Below are 16,660 nucleotides of genomic sequence, written 5' to 3'. Positions count from 1 at the left end.
TTCAGGGGACCGCCCCCTATCGGTCGGCCCCTGTTCTTATTCTAGTGTGAAGCTTTAGTCATCGGCGATTCTGCCGTCTGGCGCACATCTTGGACGCGCCGGAAGGCCCAAATCGTTGTCAGTCCTTGGTGACTCGGTTGATCTCGGCCAGGCTGGTCATACCGTTGCGGACCTTGAGCAAGGCGGACGCGCGCAGGTCGTTGATGCCGTTCTTGCGGGCCACCTCCCCGATTTGCATGGCGTTGCCACCCTCCAGAATGATCTTCTGGATGTCCTCGACCAGCGGCATCACCTGATAAATGCCCACACGGCCCTTGTAGCCCTCGTTGCAGCTGTCGCAGCCGACGGCCTCATACACCTTGAAGCCGGTGTCGATTTCTTCCTGGGTGTAACCCTCGGCGAGCAAGGCCGTCGCGGGCAAGGCGATCTCGCGCTTGCAGTCATGCAGGCGGCGGGCCAGGCGCTGGGCGATGATCAGTGTGACCGACGATATGATGTTGTAGGGCGCGATGCCCATGTTCATCAGGCGGGCGATGGTTTGCGGCGCGTCGTTGGTATGCAGGGTGGACAGGACCATGTGGCCCGTCTGGGCCGCCTTCACCGCGATTTCGGCTGTCTCCAGGTCACGGATCTCGCCGACCATGATCACGTCCGGATCCTGACGCAGGAAGGAACGCAGTGCGGCGGCGAAGGTCATGCCGCGCTTTACGTTCTGCTGAACCTGGTTGATGCCCTCGACACGGATTTCGACCGGGTCTTCCACCGTGGAGATGTTGCGACCCTCGGTGTTGAGAATGTTTAGCGCCGTATACAGCGATACCGTCTTACCCGAACCGGTGGGGCCGGTGACCAGCACCATGCCGTAAGGTTTCTCGATGGCGTCGAGGTAGAGGTTCTTCTGGACCTCCTCGTAGCCGAGTTTGTCGATGCCCAGTTTCGCCGAGGAGCCGTCGAGAATACGCAGCACGATCTTCTCGCCGAACAGGGTCGGCAGGGTGCTGACGCGGAAGTCGATGGCACGGGTCTTGGTGAGGTTGAGCTTGATGCGACCGTCCTGCGGGATGCGTCGCTCGGCGATATCCAGACCGCTCATCACTTTCAGGCGCGAGGCGAAGCGGTTGCCCAGCTTGATAGGCGCGGTGGCGACCACACGAAGGATGCCGTCCATGCGCAGGCGCACGCGGTAGACGGTTTCGAAGGGTTCGAAGTGGATATCAGAGGCGCCGCGCTTGATTGCGTCGACCAGAATTTTGTTCACGAACTTGACGATCGGGGCGTCGTCACCGGCAGTAGCGTCGATGCCGGTCGTCGTTTCGCCGTCTTCGTCGCCGCCTTCGAGGGATAGCTCATCAAGGGTGCCGTCCTCGTAGCCGGCGACCTGGGAGTTCATCGCTGCCAGAGCGCTGTCGATGATGCGGCGCAGTTGGCCGCGCTCGACCAGGACCGGCTCGACCATATGGTTCGAGTGAAACTTGATCTCGTCCAGCGCGTGCGACTGCATGGGGTCGGCGATGCCGACGAACAGGCGCTTGCCACGCTTGAACAGGGGTAGCGCCTGGTGCTTGGTAATCAGGGCCTCGGTGACCAGGTCCAGCGGCATGTTGGCCGTGACCATGTTGGCGATGTCCATCAGCGGCATGCCGAACTCGGACGAAGCCACCTGGGACAGCCTCGCGCTGTCGACCAGGTTGTGATCAACGAGCCAGGCGGACAGTGATACCCGCTTCTCCGCCGCGTCCTGGACTGCCTTGCGCACATCGACCTCGGGCAGGACGCCCTCGGTGACTAACCGACGCGCCATACCCGTCAGACCTGCCAGCATGGGCGCCTGCATTTGTGAAGCCATTTTGGGTCCCGTTTCCCCGAGATACGCCGCTGAATCTACTCCAGATTCTGCTTCCGGTCACGTATCCACGCGCGAAGCCCCTCGCGTCGCGATTCTGTGAACGCTGCGGCGGAATTCTCGTTATCTGGCGTGGATATCCCTTATGATTCAACGATCACCGGGGAATTCTCTTGAGCCGTATCAGCATTATCCTGCCCGCCAAGAATGAGGCGGCCGCACTGAAAGACCTTTTGCCCCGCCTTACCTCTGCCCAGCCGGAGGCTGAGATCATCGTCGTGGACGATGGTTCCACCGACGACACGCGCGTAGTGTGTGCCTCATTGGGCCTGACCTGCTTGTCTTCGCCCTACTCCATGGGGAACGGGGCAGCCATCAAGCGTGGCGCCCGGGCGGCATCCGGGGAGTTACTCGTCTTCATGGATGGAGACGGTCAGCATGACCCGGCAGATATCCAGCGCCTGCTCGCGCGGCTCGATCAAGGCTACGACATGGTCGTCGGCGCTCGAGATTGGGAAAGTCAAGCCGGGGTTGGTCGAGGTGTAGCTAACACTGTCTATAACTGGTTGGCCAGCAGAATGACGGGCCAAGCGGTAGCTGACCTGACTTCCGGTTTCCGCGCTGTCCGGGCAAGCCGTTTTCGCGAGTTCATTCATCTTCTGCCCAACGGATTCTCATACCCAACCACTAGCACGATGGCTTTCTTCCGTAGCGCCTATGGAGTGGCGTATGAGCCGATCAAGGCCGGTCAACGGGTCGGTAAAAGTCACATCAAGCCGCTGAAGGACGGCGTGCGATTCCTCCTGATCATTTTCAAGATTGCGACCCTCTATTCGCCCTTGAAGTTGTTCTTTCCCGTCAGCTTGGTGTTTTTCTTGCTCGGCTGCATCAATTATGCCTGGACGTACATCCACGAAGGACGCCTTACAAACGGCAGCACGCTCATGTGGAGCGCATCGGTGATCGTATTCCTGATCGGTCTGGTTTCCGAACAAATAACCTCACTGACCTATCGACCGAGTGACGTGGCGGAGCGTCGTTGATGAACATCGCAGACGAATCGAGCGAAATCGAGCAGATCCGAAAGTTCTATGACGAGGAGTATTACGCGGGTGGCCAGGTTGCGCACCGCTTGCCTTGGCACTCTCGCCGTGCAGCAGCGTTATTGGGAGACATCAGGGGAAAGGCTGTGCTCGACGTAGCTTGCGGCCTTGGCGACTGGCTTGGTTACTTTCGAGATCGTGGAGCATCCGTGATCAGCGGCATCGATCTCTCCACGCGCGCCATTGAAGCCTGTCGCGGGCGCTATCCGGCTGGCGACTTCCATGTGGGTGCGGCTGAGGTTCTTCCTTTTGCGGATGCGAGCTTCGACGTTGTTACGTGCATGGGCTCATTGGAGCATTTTGTCGACAAGCCCGCAGCTTTGCGGGAGATGCTCCGCGTGGCGCGGCCTGGCGCACAATTTGTGCTTCTTGTCCCCAACGCTGGATTCCTGACGCGACGACTTGGCCTTTATCGAGGCACTCAGCAAGCTCGCATCAAGGAGGACGTGCAATCGCTCGTGGCCTGGGCCGCATTGTTTGCGTCCAATGGCTTGACCGTGACACGTCGATTACGGGACCTTCATCCGTTGAGTATTTCCTGGATCACCATGGGCAAGGGCATTACTTGGCCGCTTCGCGCATTGCAGGCTGTGGCCTTGATGACGTGGCCCTTGCCCTGGCAATATCAGGTATATCATTTTTGTCAACGGAGCGAGCCATAGATACGGAGTCCGACGTGGGCCGCTCTCGTTCCCTGCTTCTTATGACTCGTAATTTGCCTCCCCTGCGCGGGGGAATGGAACGTCTGAACGCGCATATGGCGGAGGCGCTTTCGGCCGAATACCGCGTGACTGTAATTGCGCCGAAAGGCAGTCGCATTGACGACGCACCTTCGGTTCGCGTCGTCTGTTGCCCGTTTCCGGGACTGACGTCCTATCTGTTGTGGGGTTTGTTCGCAGGTATGTGGCGTGCATTCGTTGACCGGCCGTCCCTCATATTGGGAGGGAGCGGCCTCGTCGCCCCCCTGGTGCTGACGGTCGGTTGGCTTTCCGGCGTCAGGCACGCGGTTTACCTGCATGGCCTGGATATCGTTGTAACAAGCCAAATTTATCGGATGCTTTGGTTGCCTGCGATACGACGGGTTAACGTGTGCGTCGTCAACAGCCATAACACGCGAGACCTTGCGATAAGGGCGGGGGTCAATCGGTCGCGATTGCGCATTGTCTTTCCCGGAGTATCGCTTCCCGTTGACCTGTCTGATCGGAGGGCCGACGCAGCCTTCTTTCGAACTAAGCATGGCCTAGGCTCTGGCCCGATCGTACTTTCGGTAGGACGGCTGACTAATCGGAAGGGGCTCGTCGAGTTCATCGAGCGAGCACTTTTGCCCTTGCTGGAGCTTCAACCAGACGCACGCTTAGTAGTTGTCGGTGACGAAGCGCCCGATGCATTGAATGCTTCAGGCGTAGGACAACTAGCGCGAGTGGAGGCGGCACTACGCTCAGTTGGCGCAAGTGCGTCAGTGCGTCTCCTCGGGCCCGTGTCTGAGTCCGAACTACGCGCAGCATTCAGCGCAGCGACGGTCCACGTATTTCCAGGCATCGAGGTCATAGGTGATGTGGAAGGTTTCGGCATGGTTTCTATCGAGGCCGCTGCCTACGGTGTTCCAACGGTCGCATTTGCAGTGGGGGGCGTCGCAGACGCTATCGACGACCCGGCGAGCGGATCTCTCGTGCGGGCGGGAGATTACAAAGAGCTTGTGCAGCGACTAGTGCAAAGGATGACCGAGGACGATACCAGCGTGACGGAAAAGTGCCGCAAGTTCGCGGCCGGCTTTGCATGGCCAGTCTTCGCTGAGTCGATACGTGAGGCGCTCGCGCCAGAGATTGCCGAATGACGGACCGTAGGCCATTACACGTCTGGATGCCCAACATTCGCGGCAACAGCGGTTCAGATGTGTTCATCGAGCGTCTTGCCGAAGGTCTTCGTCGTCGAGGAGTCGTAGTCACCATTGACTGGTTCAATCGACCATACGAGTTCCTTCCGGAGGCGCTTGTCTTTCAGCGGATGCCCTCAGACGTCGATATCATCCACTCCAACGGCCTCAACGCTTTCGCCTTCCGGCGGCATGGTGTGCCTCTTGTTGTTTCCGAACATCACTACGTTCTTGATCCAGCATATCGGCCTTATAAAACCATCGTTCAGCACGCTTACCAGCTGGCCGTGACAGGCCGAGCTTCAAAACGGTCTTTTTCGGTGGCCTCGACGTTGGTTTCGCCGAGTCGATTCACAGAGCGCGTGCTTCAAAGGGCGGCGCCGAACACCAGGCAGGTGATGATTCCTCTGTGGGTCGACGCGAAGCATTTTTCTCCAGGGTGCTCGGCCATACGCGACGGCGCGGCGCACGATCCATTTCGACTTCTTTTCGTGGGGAACAGGTCATTTCGTAAGGGTGCAGACGTTATACCGCGTCTCGCCGAGCTCCTCGGATCCGGATTCGAAATCCTCTGCACGGGCGGATTGAGGGGGGGGGGCGAAGTCGCGGGGGCCGGAGCTATAAGGCACCTAGGGCGCCTTTCCACAGACCAACTGGTGGAGGCTTACCGTGATTGCGACGCGGTGCTGGTTCCGTCGAGGTACGAGGGCTTCGGCTATGCGGCCCTCGAAGCGATGGCATGTGCGAAGCCTGTGATAGCGTTTGCCTGTGGCGCGGTCGATGAAATTATCGCCCACCAGCTGACCGGGTTCATGGTCGCAGTCGATGATGTTCAAGGGATGGCGTGCGCAGCGCAACGCCTAGCGACGGAGCCCGGATTGGCGGGGACGATGGGGCGCGCCGGGCGTGAGCGTGCCTTGGCGCACTTTTCGGAGGAAAAAGGTGTGGATGCTTATATCGACTTATACAACGATCTCAGGGATGTGCATGACGCGGAGCGGAAGCTATGAAGACATTGAACCTGGGTTCCGGCAACGACTACCTGGACGGTGCAGTAAATGTCGATTTCTATTCCGTAAAAGCAGACATCCGACATGATCTTGAAAGCATGCCCTATCCTTTTGCCGACGACACGTTCGATGCGATCCGGTGCATGAATGTCTTAGAGCACCTGCACGAGCCGATAAGGGTGATGCAGGAGCTCCACCGCATCGGTCGGCACGGCGCACGCGTCATCATTCGCGTGCCCCATTTTAGAAGTGCAGCCCTCTATGAAGACATCACCCATCAGCGCGGCTACGCCTGGCGAACGCTCGATCACTTCGTTACGGATGGCGAGATCTACGGCGACTACACGTCACGAGGGTTCGTGATGATCGACAGGCAGTACACGCCCTACCTGATTCCTTTCCTCTACAGGTTGCTGTCGAAGGTTCCGAGATTGACCGACAACCTGCTGAGCAAGTTCATCCCGATGGCATCCATTCTCTTTACTCTGGAAGTACGAAAACATCTTGGTCGTCCGGACTGACCCTCCGCGGCCTTAACATGGCCAACGCGATCGTCGCCGCGATAACGACACTGATTTCTGCGGCCATGATCATGCCAACCATCCCCTCTGCGCCGAAGCGTGGAATGAGTATCGCTCCTGCCACGATCATCACGACCGTACCCATTGCTTCGAGTAAAGCGCGAACGCCGGGGTGTCCTTCTGCCACGAGTAGACTCCCGAGGACAAAGCGGATGCCGAATGCCAGGGGCAGTAGGGCCAAAAGTAGGCCAAAGTGATTTGCCTCCTGATATGCCGCTCCGAATATCCAAGGGAGCAGGGGCGCCAGTACGACCATCGCTGCACATGCTGCCATAGAACACGCTGTGGCTGCGAGGACGATATGCAATGATAGGCGCTGACGTTGCGCTTTTCCCGCGGCGAACAATCGAGGTTGTGCGCTCATAACGAGTGACGTCGTCGGAGTGGAGAGCGCTGAGGCTAATCTGTAGGCCAGCGCGTATGCGGCGGCGGTGGCCGGCGTGCCAAAGCGCACAGCTAGCGACTTGTCCATTTCTACTAGAGCATTGTTACTGAACCAGCTGGCGCAGAAGCGAAGGGCTTCGAGTGTGGTCCCTCTAGGGATACCCGAAGAGACCTTAGAGGGACGTAACATTAGTCGAACGAGTGCCAATGAGCAGGCAGTCGCGGTCGCGGATGCGACTGCGTGAAACACCAGGTATTCTGCGAGCGTGCGTGTCGTACCGAGGACAAGGAAGGCGACGACGCCCGTTAATCGGCAGGCTCCCATAAAGCATGGGAGTGCGGCTGACCAGGCAATGCGCTCGAAGGCCTGAAATGCAAAAGAGCCAAGATATAGCAGCGGCACACAGACCAGTTCGGACAAGGCGATGCATGCCAGTGCCGAGACTGGGAGAGACACGTGTAACAATAAGGGGGCGGTCGCGACAAACGCGGCGGATAGTACGGCTCCGGTCGATATGAACATTCGGAGTGCGTGTGCCCACGTTGCATTCCATAGACTTGGACGCAGCGAAACCTGTTTCACCATCAGCATCCCAGTACCGAGTCCTGAAAGGCCGGCCACAGCGCTCGCGAGGCCGGCGACACCCACGAAAACGCCGTATTGAACGGGCGTCAGCGCGCGCGCCAGAAGGACCAGCAGGGCGACTTGTAAAGATAAACGCAGCAGCTGGAATCCCGTCGCCACCGCAGTGCGCGAGGCTAACGGACTTCGTGCGATATCGCGAAGCCGCGATCTCAGCGGCACGGGGTCAGTCATCCGTGGTCACCTCCTTCTTCTGTTTGACATCGATGAGCATTGTGCTTAGGGCGGCGATGTCCTTATCCAGTCTCCCTCCAATATTCATGCGCCGCAAACTGTCGATTTGCGTTTCGGCGTTGGGAAAATCCCCAGCGGTGATATCCATTCGCGCCAGACCGATACGGTAGGCGGGCTCGTTGGGCGCCGCTTCCACTGTCTGCTTTTGGATGCGGATTCCCAGCTGCCTGTCGTTCAAACTACTCCACGCGAAGTTTGCGTACAGGCCTAGAAGGCGGGGACTCGGACCAGGGTGCGAAAGCGCTGCGACATAAGCGTCGAACAGGCTATGCGGGTCAAAGTCGCAAGCCGCGTTTCGCAAGCATGTAGAAAGCGCGTCGAGGGAACTTTCGTCCTGGACGGTAGGCGGTCGACTTGTTAGTTTACTATTTATGCTCAGCCACCACGTCGGATCAATCGGGCGATGCATTCGGGCGGTCATGAAAACTAGCGCCTGCTCTGGCAGGATGGAAGATCCATCGATGATGGCGGCGCGTTCGAGTGTTGCTACTGCAGCTGCCACGAACGGCGATGCCGGATCGTATCCGGAATAGATGATGTACGTCCGTCCAAGTTCATACTGGGCACGTGGAGAATGCGGTCCTCGGTAGGCAAGTTCTCGCGCAAGCGACAGGGGATTGCCCCATGCCCTCGCTGTGATCAAAGTCAAACTCCCCTGCCAGAGCAAAAATAGCGCGGCGATGACAATAGTCACCCAGGAGCCGATGCGCCACGTCGCAATTCCGAACGTGACGAGATCAAAGGTCGCCAGCAAAAGCGCCATGCTCGCGAAATAGTTGCGGTGCTCGTAAACAAGTTCCAAGGGAAGCACTGTTCCCGTCAGTAACTGGGAGCCGAGGTACCAAGCGATTCCGAGGGCGGCGAGCGGCCGGGAGCGGTGCATCACAACGGAAGCACCTAGGAGGCTCGCAAGCAGCACGACACTGATCAGTGTGCTCCATGGCTCGAGCAGGCTGTGTGATACGACAAAGTCGTCGTGATAGAAGGACAAGGCTGATGGCGTCGGAAGCAATGTCCAGTCGATATAGCTGATGACGACGCGGGCTTCGGTAAGTAGTCGGGTTCCAAGAGTGAAGTCACGACGTGCCCAGGTTTCGGGATTCAGCAGGACGGGTTCAAGCCACACCGCACCAATCACCAGCGGGACTGCGAGCACCAGTATGAAGAACGCAACGAGACGAACGTCAGTGTTGTAGCCTCCATCGTTCTTGGGTCGTTTCCAGCGGAATACGATCACCTCGGCGGCTAGTGCGTAAAGCGGAAGCATGACGGCGGTTTCTTTCGCCAGTACTCCGACCCCTGTCCCAAGCACTACGCCGCCGCAGCAGAGGAATAGTGCAGGGCGTCCAGAAAGCATCCGCACTCGGCCACACATATACGAATAGAGACCTAGAAGCACGAACAAGTTAGACAAGCTCTCCATGCGCTGGACGACGTAGAGCACAGCTGTGAGATTGATGGGGAGCAACAGCCACGCCGTCGTTAAGAGGGCGGCCCTTCGATCGGATGACGAGCGCTCGCGACTACCGTCCAAGCGCAGCAATAGACGGACTACTAAGAAAACCACCAAACCATTGGCAAGGTGGATGACTAGGTTGGTGGCCTTCATGGAAGGTGGATCCATGCCCGCAGCTAGGTAATTCAATGCGAAACTTAGCGACGCGAGCGGCCGCTTGAAATCGCTGGATGGCGACGACAGCGCCGCATTGACTAGGCTAGGCAGATCGTGGCCCGTAGGGTGCACGCCGGGGTTGTCGACAATATTGGGATAGTCGTCGAAGAGCCACCCTCCGGACAGGCCAGGGCTGTAAATAGCTGTCGCCACGAGTAGGCCCAGAGCAACCCATAACCAAGGATGTTGGGACCATCGATACAGGCGAGCGAGCGTCATGGGTGTTCCTGTTTGCGGAGTAGGTCGTTTCGCAACGTGCTGTCGAGATGGGCTCGCTCGCGGGCCCAATACCCTTGATGCGTCAGTATCCGCGCGTGCAACGCAGGCATGCCAATCCCTGGCTTCGAGGTTATCGGGATTGAGTCGAACGCGGCGAGATGCTCGAGTCCCTCGGCAGCATAGCCTGCGGAACCTAGCGTGGCCGCCTGCTCGAGGGCAAGTCCCAACCGTGGTTCGAGCGCCAACGAGCGATTGAAGGCGCGAAGGGCCTCCACCGGATATTTGCGTTGAATCGCGATAAGGCCTTCAACGTAAGCCAAGTCCTGCTGACGCCCTGCGGAGAAGTATGGGTTCTGGGCGCCCGACGCGAGCAATGAGTCAAGCGCATCGAGATCGAGCGGTGGGCATGCTCCAGTCTTTTGCTCCGCAATTGCCCGACCGAACCAGGACACGAGGAGTGTGCCAGGATCGCGAGCAGTCCGCATCGCTATTCGTGCCCGTTCCAGATCTGATGGCAATAGTGATCCGGTTGCGCAGCGCGCAGCCAACAAGTTCAACGCGAGCTGTATTTCATCAGGGTGCCCCTCCAGCATGGGCTCGAGACGATTGATCGCACGGGCTGGATCTCCATGCGCGATCTCGCTTAGCGCAGCATTCACTTGGGCGCGAGGTGAGTCTGGATTGAGTACGGCCCATAACTCGGCTTGGTCTCGGCTGTTACCCCATAGCTGCGCGCCCGAATAAGTCATCAAGCCCAGTCCCAGGATGACGACGGCAGCAATGGCCGCCCTGAGGCCGAGGGGCAGAGTTACCTTGCTAGGTTTGCAGTCGGTCACGCCAGCGAGCCATAAGCTCAATGGCCAAAACATGAGCATGGCGGGAACATAGTTTCGGTGTTCGAAGTAAAGCTCAAGCGGAATCGTCGTCGACTCGATGACATGCCCGACGAGAAAAAAAGCCATCGCCGTGCTGATGGCGGGATGTCGGCGGCGCGCTCGCCATGAAAATAGGATCAGTGCACCCAGTCCCACACCTGCGGGTAAGGTGGTCCAGGGCCGGATTAGAGATGTCGAGACCAGGAATTGGTCGTTGAATACGCCAGCGGTAAACGGGCTTGGAAGCCACAGCAACCGAAGGTAGTCCCATAACACACGCGGCTCGGTCATCAGTCGCTCGGAGAGCGTCCAGGGCCTTTGCGAAATGCCATGCAACAGCCCCTGGGCGCCGACTGTCAGCAGGCCAAGAGCGATGATGATAGTTAACGGCACGCAGAGAATGCCGAGAAGTTTTCGATTCGTCCTTACAGCCTGAGCGTCCCGGAGGGGGCTGGCATCTTGCAGCAGAAAGTATTCGATCAGAAGGACGAAGACAGGCAATAGGATGCCGTTAGCTTTCGATAGAGCGCCGAGTAGCGTGCCCAGTACGATCGCCGCGACGATAAGGGCCGAGCCGGAGCGGTACATACCTCGGCTCAGGCGCGCTCGCCCAGAAAGCCAGCCCAACATGCCCACAAGCGTGAACATGGCCGGAAGCATCGCCTCCCTCTGCACAACATACAGTGTGGTCGAGACAAGTAATGGATGCAGGAGCCAGCAAGCTGTTGCAATAAGTGCTGCGAGCTCGATTCGCAAAGCACTATTTTCGCGCCCGACATGCTGCCCGAGTCGCCGCAACAAGAGAAAAAGCAAAGCGCCGTTCAACAGATGAAGAATGAGGTTTGTGCGTTTGAATGGGTAAGGCGAGGCGGGCCAGTTGTGGGCATCGAGCAGGAAGCTCGCTAGCGCGACGGGACGGCCGGTTGGATCGGCGGTTCCCGATGTGATGTAACGAAAAAAATTTGCTACGTCGGTTACCGGACCACCTTCGCCCAAGCTCGGCAGGTTGGCGTAATCGTCGAAGAGGAAGGGGCCTGTCAAACCCGGTCGATAAGCAATCCATGTCAGGATGAGAAGGATGCATAGCCCGACGAACCCTGCCGTGCGAATGTGCATGGAGTTATGTCTATTCTGAAACGTCATCGCTATGGTGCCACGTGACTTTAAAAAAAAGCCGCTACCGCGGCTTTTTTTACAAAAGAAAGGCCGCATAAGCGGCCTTTCTGATGATTTCCGCACGGTCGTCGGAATCAATCACATATTACGGGCGGCAGCTGGACGGCAGGTATTTCGTTTCGAGCGGCGTTGCAGCTGCGACCTTGCAGGTCCATGACAGGCTGCCAGCCTTGGTGATCGGCGACAGCACCAGCTGCTTGCCATCGATCTTCGAATTCGCCTTTGTGCCGAAGCCGTTGGTCGCGCCAGTCTTGCCGTACTTCACGGTGATGATGCCCGTGGTCTCGACCGTCACGCTCTGAGCGTAGCTACCGCCGATGCTTCCGGCCGTGGCCAAGCCAACCGACAAATTCTGGCCGGTGTTCGTGAGGACGCCCCTGTTCGTATAGAACTCGGCAACCGCTGTCTTGGCGCCATCAGCCAGGCTGAGGCCTTCCGTCACCTGCGAGCGGATGGTGTAGTCCTGGTAAGCCGGGATAGCGATGGCGGCCAGGATGGCGATGATCGCGACGACGATCATCAGTTCGATCAGGGTAAAGCCCTTCTGCACAGTCTTCATGGCGGTTCCTATCTTTGGTAAAGGTGGTTAGCTAACCAAGTTTGTGATGCCCCCTGAGCCCCGGTATCGGATCCCCCTAGGAAGGTGCCCGATCCCCTTTCACTCACGTGGTCAGGAACGACCAGGAAGCTCGTGATGTCACCTGCATGTTGCATGCCATGGGTGACGGCGCATATTTCCTCATACTGCGCGTGCCGGAATTGTGCCGGGTGTCACGTCTGTTGAGCAACAGGAAAATTTCTTGCTTTTTCAATGCGCTGAGTCATGACACTCCGCGTCACAAGGTGACACTTAGCGTCACTTTGCATTGGCGCGTTACCGGCAGGCGCTCGGGAGGTACCGGGCATTCATGGGCGATCCCCTGCACACCCAGGCGATCGCGCCAGCGCTTGTGACCGGGGACAGCACGAGCGCACTGGACTGGACGTCAGGGTTGGACCTTCCCGTGTTGTAGAACACCTTGATCGCTCCGTCCGTGACGCGTACGGCGGAGACGAATTGGCCGGCGATGGATGTTTCGGTCGCAAGGCCGGCTGAACCATTGGCCGATGGGAAACGACCCTTGTCGGCAAAAAAGTCCCACACCGCTGTCTTAGCGCCCGTGGAAAGGTTTATGCCCTCCGAGACTTGCGCGCGCACGGCATAGTCCTGATATGCCGGAATGGCGATCGCAGCCAGGATGGCAATGATCGCCACGACAATCATGAGCTCGATCAGGGTGAAGCCATTGGTGTGCTTGGTCGGTAACATGGCTGATTCTTCGCGGAATGTTCCAGACATTCAGCACGATCCGTACCATCGCCGAAGGTTTTTCCGGCTGACCATTAGGAATGTGACGTTGTTCGCCAAAGTCCCAGTCACCCAAGCCATTGCCAGGATCGACATTACGATTTCTGCGCCTCGAAAGGGCACGGCATACCGAGGCTCCGATTGAAATAGACCATAGATCAGGGTCGCATGTAGCAGAAGCAAAGCGGTAATCGCAGCGTCGTAAGTCCGCAGGCCCCAAAGAGCGATGCCACAACCAGTAAACGCCAGCACTCCGATCCACGGGTTGAGTGCCTTCAGGGCGCGTACAAGCATTCGCAACACGTCACCGGATTCGAGGGCGGAGTCCTGCGTTGGGAACACATAAAGTGGTGCGGCGGCGATTCGCATGTTCCAGTCCCAAAGTAGGGCTGGTTTCGAGGCGTACCATCCGATGTAGCGCAGAGGCTGCTTGTCGATGCGTTTTAGGATGCTGATTACTCCATCCGATGGAGAGTGAATGGCAGCTCTGACCTCCTCCTCGATACATGCGCTTGTCGCCTTTCCGGCAGCGTTTCCCTGAAGTGATGCCCGCCATGCGTCGTGGTATTCCGGCCATGAGCCCTGCACGAGGTTTATGATAGCCCGAGAGCTCGCCGCACTCCCCTGCACAATGAGGGCATTTCGGATTGCCCAGCATGCAGGCGGAGTGAGCGAGGTCAAAAGGATGAGTGCGAATGCATTCCGTCGACTCGGGTGCGTGAACCACGCTATTGCCGCCAGCAAGGGAAGGAACGGAGCCATCACCACATTGGTGAGCCCCGCCAGACCGAAGGCTGCCGCGCCGCACATCAGCCATCGACCCTGCTCTCGCGCAGCCCCTTCAGCCAGTAGGCACAAGCCTGCAGCCACGAGAAATCCCAGGAGGGTTTCGCTTAGCACGTACGCAGGCATCGTGATTGAGTGTGGCCAGAAGGCGAGTAGTGCGGCGCAAAAGATTAGCCAAGGTAGTGTCAGCCAGCGGCGGGCCAACAGAAGATAAGCCGAAACAGTAAGTGAGCTGAGCAAGGCCTGGGCCCATTGCACCGACGTATAGCGGAGGGATGGGTCGTGAATGAAGGTGACCCAGAATGACAAGAATAGTGGGTAGCCCGGGTCCCTGTAATTATCGGGACGAGCCGACATATTTCCCGATGCGACGGAAAAGACCTGATGTTGCACGAGGTTCGTCGCATAGGCGATGTACTCGCCGGCATCTCCTCGGTTGGGAATGTCGATATGCGCGGCAGTGACGAACCAGGCGCGCAGGGCGAGAGCCGCCAATGTGGCGATGACGATTACCGACCAATTTTTGTCCGCGGCTGAACTGCTCAAGTTTGCCCCCTGCGAACGACTGTATGTCGTTAGGCCTGTGATCGTAAAGGCCAAAGCTACTCGCTTGCAGGTAATGTCGCTTGCGTCGGGGCCGCACAGGCCGTACCGTCCCCAGCGGCCTTACCAAGGGAGCCCCTATGAAACTTCTATTCGCCGCGCTGGCCCTCGCGCTGGCGTCCGGCCCTGTCCTGGCCGCCGACGCTGACAACGCCACCGCGCACCCGTTCTCGATCCGCGACCTGGTCATGATGGATCGGGTAGGGGATCCGCAGCTGTCGCCGGACGGGCGCTATGCCTTGTTTACCGTGCGTGCCACGGATTACGCCGCCAACAAGGGCGTGACATCTATCTATGTGATGGATCTCAATAAGCCGCCGCAGCCGGTCAAGGTGGTGGAGAAGGGTTCGTCGCCCCGTTGGGCGCCGGATGGTAAGTCCATCTTCTATTCGGCTCCAAAGGATGGGGTGGCCCAGGTCTGGCATCGCGCTTTCGACGCCGACAACGCCAAGGGCCTGGCCCTGACCGTCCGTACGGGCGATGCCGTGACCACGGCTCCGCTCGATGTCGGCTCGTTCAAGCTCTCGCCGGACGGCTCGAAGCTGCTCCTGAGTTACGAGGTCTTTACCGACTGCGCCGACCTGGCCTGCACCAAGGAGCGCCTCGACGGCCGCGAGAAGGAAAAGTCAACCGGTACGGTCTACGACAAGCTCTTCGTCCGCCATTGGGACACCTGGGCCGACGGCCGTCGCAACCAGCTCTATATTGCTGACGCCAGCAATGCCTCGCAGCCGCTGCTGCTGAGCAAAGGCATCGACGGTGATGTCCCGAGCAAGCCCTTCGGTGGCGAAGACGAGTTCACCTTCTCGCCGGACGGCAAGACCGTGTACTTCGACGCACGCATTGCCGGCAAGACGGAACCCTGGTCGACCAATTTCGATGTCTATAGCGTGCCTGCTGATGGCTCGGCTGCTCCGACGAATCTCACGGCCGACAATCTGGCCTGGGATGCGAATCCGGTGGTGTCGCCTGACGGGAAGACGCTCTTCTATACGGCTATGAAGGATCCGGGCTCGGAAGCGGATCGTTTTGGCATCTGGGCTCTGGACATCGCGTCGGGCTCGAAGCACGAAGTCGACCCGTCCTGGGACCGGTCGGCTGGGTCCCTTACTGTGTCGGCAGACGGCAAGACGCTTTATACGACCACCGACGATAACGGCCAGCACCCGCTGTTCGCGATCGACGTGGCAACGGGCAAGGCGACCACCCTGGTCACCGACGGCTCGATCAGCGGCTTCTCGATCAGCGGCAACAAGGTGCTGCTCACTCGTGACGACCTGAAGCGTCCCGCCGATCTCTACACGGCAGACGTCAAAGGCAAGAGCCTCAAGCAGGTCTCGCACTTCAATGCCAAGCGCATCAAGGGCGCACAGACCGGCGACTTCGAGTTCTTCACCTTCAAGGGTGCGAACGGCGACAGCGTGCAGGGCTATGTGGTCAAGCCGGTAGGCTACAAGAACGGCAAGACCTATCCGGTCGCCTTCGTCATCCATGGAGGTCCGCAGGGTGCGATGACCAACAGCTGGAGCTATCGCTGGAATGCCCAGACGTATGCAGGGCAGGGCTTCGCCGTCGTTACGGTGAACTTCCACGGTTCCACCGGCTACGGCCAGAAGTTCACTGACGCAATTTCAGGTGACTGGGGCGGCAAGCCGCTCGAAGACCTCAAGGCCGGCTGGAGCGCTGCTCTTTCGAAGTACAGCTTTCTCGACGGCGACCGTGCCTGCGCCCTTGGCGCGAGCTACGGTGGCTACATGGTTTACTGGATCGCAGGCGTGTGGAACCAGCCGTGGAAGTGCCTCGTCGATCACGACGGGGTCTTCGATGCTCGCGCCATGTACTACGACACCGAAGAGCTCTGGTTTGAAGAAAAAGAGAACGGTGGCACGCAGTACGAGCACCCGGAAAACTACGAGCGCTTCAACCCGATCAACCACGTGAAGGACTGGCGCGTCCCGATGCTCGTGATCCACAGCGGCAAGGACTTCCGCATTCCGGAAACCCAAGGCTTGGGCGCGTTCACCGCGCTTCAACGTCGTGGCATCCCGAGCAAGCTGTTGCACTTCCCGGATGAGAACCATTGGGTGCTCAAGCCGCAGAACAGTGTGCAGTGGCACGAGACGGTGAATGAGTGGCTGAAGGAGTGGACTGCGCCGCAGACGAAATAAGCTTACCCCCATAAGCAGGTTTAACAACAGCGGCGGCCTTCGGGTCGCCGTTTTCTTTTGGGTGTATCTTGCGACCCGGCCACGTCCTCGGCTAACGTCGCTGATAGTTGAGGGCTCCAAGATGGATCGCCCACAGGGGAAA

General features: G+C 58.8%; 12 protein-coding genes. 6 read left to right on the top strand and 6 right to left on the bottom strand.

The features are described 5' to 3' along the window. Positions 1-118: 118 nt before the first annotated feature. The gene (pilB, locus tag ACVWWJ_RS17575; RefSeq protein WP_456968895.1) at positions 119-1,846 is read right to left on the bottom strand and encodes a type IV-A pilus assembly ATPase PilB; all 1,728 of its coding nucleotides are present in this window, start codon (positions 1,844-1,846) and stop codon (positions 119-121) included. A gap of 170 nt (positions 1,847-2,016) precedes the next feature. Between pilB and ACVWWJ_RS17570 the strand changes: the two genes are divergently transcribed. From ACVWWJ_RS17570 to ACVWWJ_RS17550, 5 genes are all read left to right on the top strand, one after another. Continuing rightward, positions 2,017-2,886 carry a glycosyltransferase family 2 protein gene (locus ACVWWJ_RS17570; protein ID WP_456968894.1) on the top strand — a complete coding sequence of 290 codons (870 nt, stop codon included), beginning with the start codon at positions 2,017-2,019 and terminating at the stop codon, positions 2,884-2,886. Further along, entirely contained in the window at positions 2,886-3,608 is a 723-nt protein-coding gene (locus ACVWWJ_RS17565) for a methyltransferase domain-containing protein (protein ID WP_456968893.1), read from the top strand. Before ACVWWJ_RS17570 ends, ACVWWJ_RS17565 begins: the two co-directional genes overlap by 1 nt. Before the next feature lie 74 nt (positions 3,609-3,682). Beyond that, positions 3,683-4,780 (top strand): glycosyltransferase family 4 protein, encoded by a 1,098-nt coding sequence (locus ACVWWJ_RS17560; RefSeq protein ID WP_456968891.1) that lies wholly within the window; start codon positions 3,683-3,685, stop codon positions 4,778-4,780. 26 nt (positions 4,781-4,806) lie between these two features. Further along, on the top strand, positions 4,807-5,829 hold the full coding sequence (locus ACVWWJ_RS17555; RefSeq protein WP_456968890.1) for a glycosyltransferase family 4 protein: 1,023 nt from the start codon (positions 4,807-4,809) through the stop codon (positions 5,827-5,829). Next, positions 5,826-6,350 carry a class I SAM-dependent methyltransferase gene (locus tag ACVWWJ_RS17550; RefSeq protein WP_456968889.1) on the top strand — a complete coding sequence of 175 codons (525 nt, stop codon included), beginning with the start codon at positions 5,826-5,828 and terminating at the stop codon, positions 6,348-6,350. Before ACVWWJ_RS17555 ends, ACVWWJ_RS17550 begins: the two co-directional genes overlap by 4 nt. A gap of 1,253 nt (positions 6,351-7,603) precedes the next feature. On the opposite strand, the gene ACVWWJ_RS17545 is transcribed toward ACVWWJ_RS17550, so the two are convergent. The 5 genes from ACVWWJ_RS17545 to ACVWWJ_RS17525 form a co-directional block, all read right to left on the bottom strand. Next, positions 7,604-9,562, bottom strand: a complete 1,959-nt coding sequence (locus ACVWWJ_RS17545; RefSeq protein ID WP_456968888.1) for a hypothetical protein — start codon at positions 9,560-9,562, stop codon at positions 7,604-7,606. After that, entirely contained in the window at positions 9,559-11,553 is a 1,995-nt protein-coding gene (locus tag ACVWWJ_RS17540) for a tetratricopeptide repeat protein (RefSeq protein WP_456968886.1), read from the bottom strand. The genes ACVWWJ_RS17545 and ACVWWJ_RS17540 overlap by 4 nt, the downstream gene beginning before the upstream one ends. Positions 11,554-11,698: 145 nt before the next feature. Then, positions 11,699-12,172 carry a pilin gene (locus tag ACVWWJ_RS17535; RefSeq protein WP_456968885.1) on the bottom strand — a complete coding sequence of 158 codons (474 nt, stop codon included), beginning with the start codon at positions 12,170-12,172 and terminating at the stop codon, positions 11,699-11,701. A 315-nt stretch (positions 12,173-12,487) separates the two neighbouring features. Beyond that, positions 12,488-12,922 (bottom strand): pilin, encoded by a 435-nt coding sequence (locus ACVWWJ_RS17530; RefSeq protein WP_456968884.1) that lies wholly within the window; start codon positions 12,920-12,922, stop codon positions 12,488-12,490. A gap of 30 nt (positions 12,923-12,952) precedes the next feature. Next, positions 12,953-14,293, bottom strand: coding sequence for a hypothetical protein (locus ACVWWJ_RS17525; protein ID WP_456968883.1), 1,341 nt, complete (start codon positions 14,291-14,293; stop codon positions 12,953-12,955). A gap of 137 nt (positions 14,294-14,430) precedes the next feature. On the opposite strand from ACVWWJ_RS17525, the gene ACVWWJ_RS17520 reads away from it, so the two are divergent. Beyond that, on the top strand, positions 14,431-16,518 hold the full coding sequence (locus ACVWWJ_RS17520) for a prolyl oligopeptidase family serine peptidase (protein WP_456968882.1): 2,088 nt from the start codon (positions 14,431-14,433) through the stop codon (positions 16,516-16,518). Positions 16,519-16,660: the final 142 nt, after the last annotated feature.

The organism is Luteibacter sp. HA06 (assembly GCF_054061215.1).
Note: the sequence above shows the minus strand (reverse complement) of the source record. Positions and strands in the feature narration are given on the sequence as shown.

What these genes read in the sequence shown, in the direction of transcription:
- pilB (WP_456968895.1), bottom strand. Translation starts at nt 1,846, where the DNA reads ATGGCTTCACAAATGCAGGCGCCCATGCTGGCAGGTCTGACGGGTATG.
- ACVWWJ_RS17565 (WP_456968893.1), top strand. Translation starts at nt 2,886, where the DNA reads ATGAACATCGCAGACGAATCGAGCGAAATCGAGCAGATCCGAAAGTTC.
- ACVWWJ_RS17560 (WP_456968891.1), top strand. Translation starts at nt 3,683, where the DNA reads ATGGAACGTCTGAACGCGCATATGGCGGAGGCGCTTTCGGCCGAATAC.
- ACVWWJ_RS17555 (WP_456968890.1), top strand. Translation starts at nt 4,807, where the DNA reads ATGCCCAACATTCGCGGCAACAGCGGTTCAGATGTGTTCATCGAGCGT.
- ACVWWJ_RS17550 (WP_456968889.1), top strand. Translation starts at nt 5,826, where the DNA reads ATGAAGACATTGAACCTGGGTTCCGGCAACGACTACCTGGACGGTGCA.
- ACVWWJ_RS17545 (WP_456968888.1), bottom strand. Translation starts at nt 9,562, where the DNA reads ATGACGCTCGCTCGCCTGTATCGATGGTCCCAACATCCTTGGTTATGG.
- ACVWWJ_RS17540 (WP_456968886.1), bottom strand. Translation starts at nt 11,553, where the DNA reads ATGCACATTCGCACGGCAGGGTTCGTCGGGCTATGCATCCTTCTCATC.
- ACVWWJ_RS17535 (WP_456968885.1), bottom strand. Translation starts at nt 12,172, where the DNA reads ATGAAGACTGTGCAGAAGGGCTTTACCCTGATCGAACTGATGATCGTC.
- ACVWWJ_RS17530 (WP_456968884.1), bottom strand. Translation starts at nt 12,922, where the DNA reads ATGTTACCGACCAAGCACACCAATGGCTTCACCCTGATCGAGCTCATG.
- ACVWWJ_RS17520 (WP_456968882.1), top strand. Translation starts at nt 14,431, where the DNA reads ATGAAACTTCTATTCGCCGCGCTGGCCCTCGCGCTGGCGTCCGGCCCT.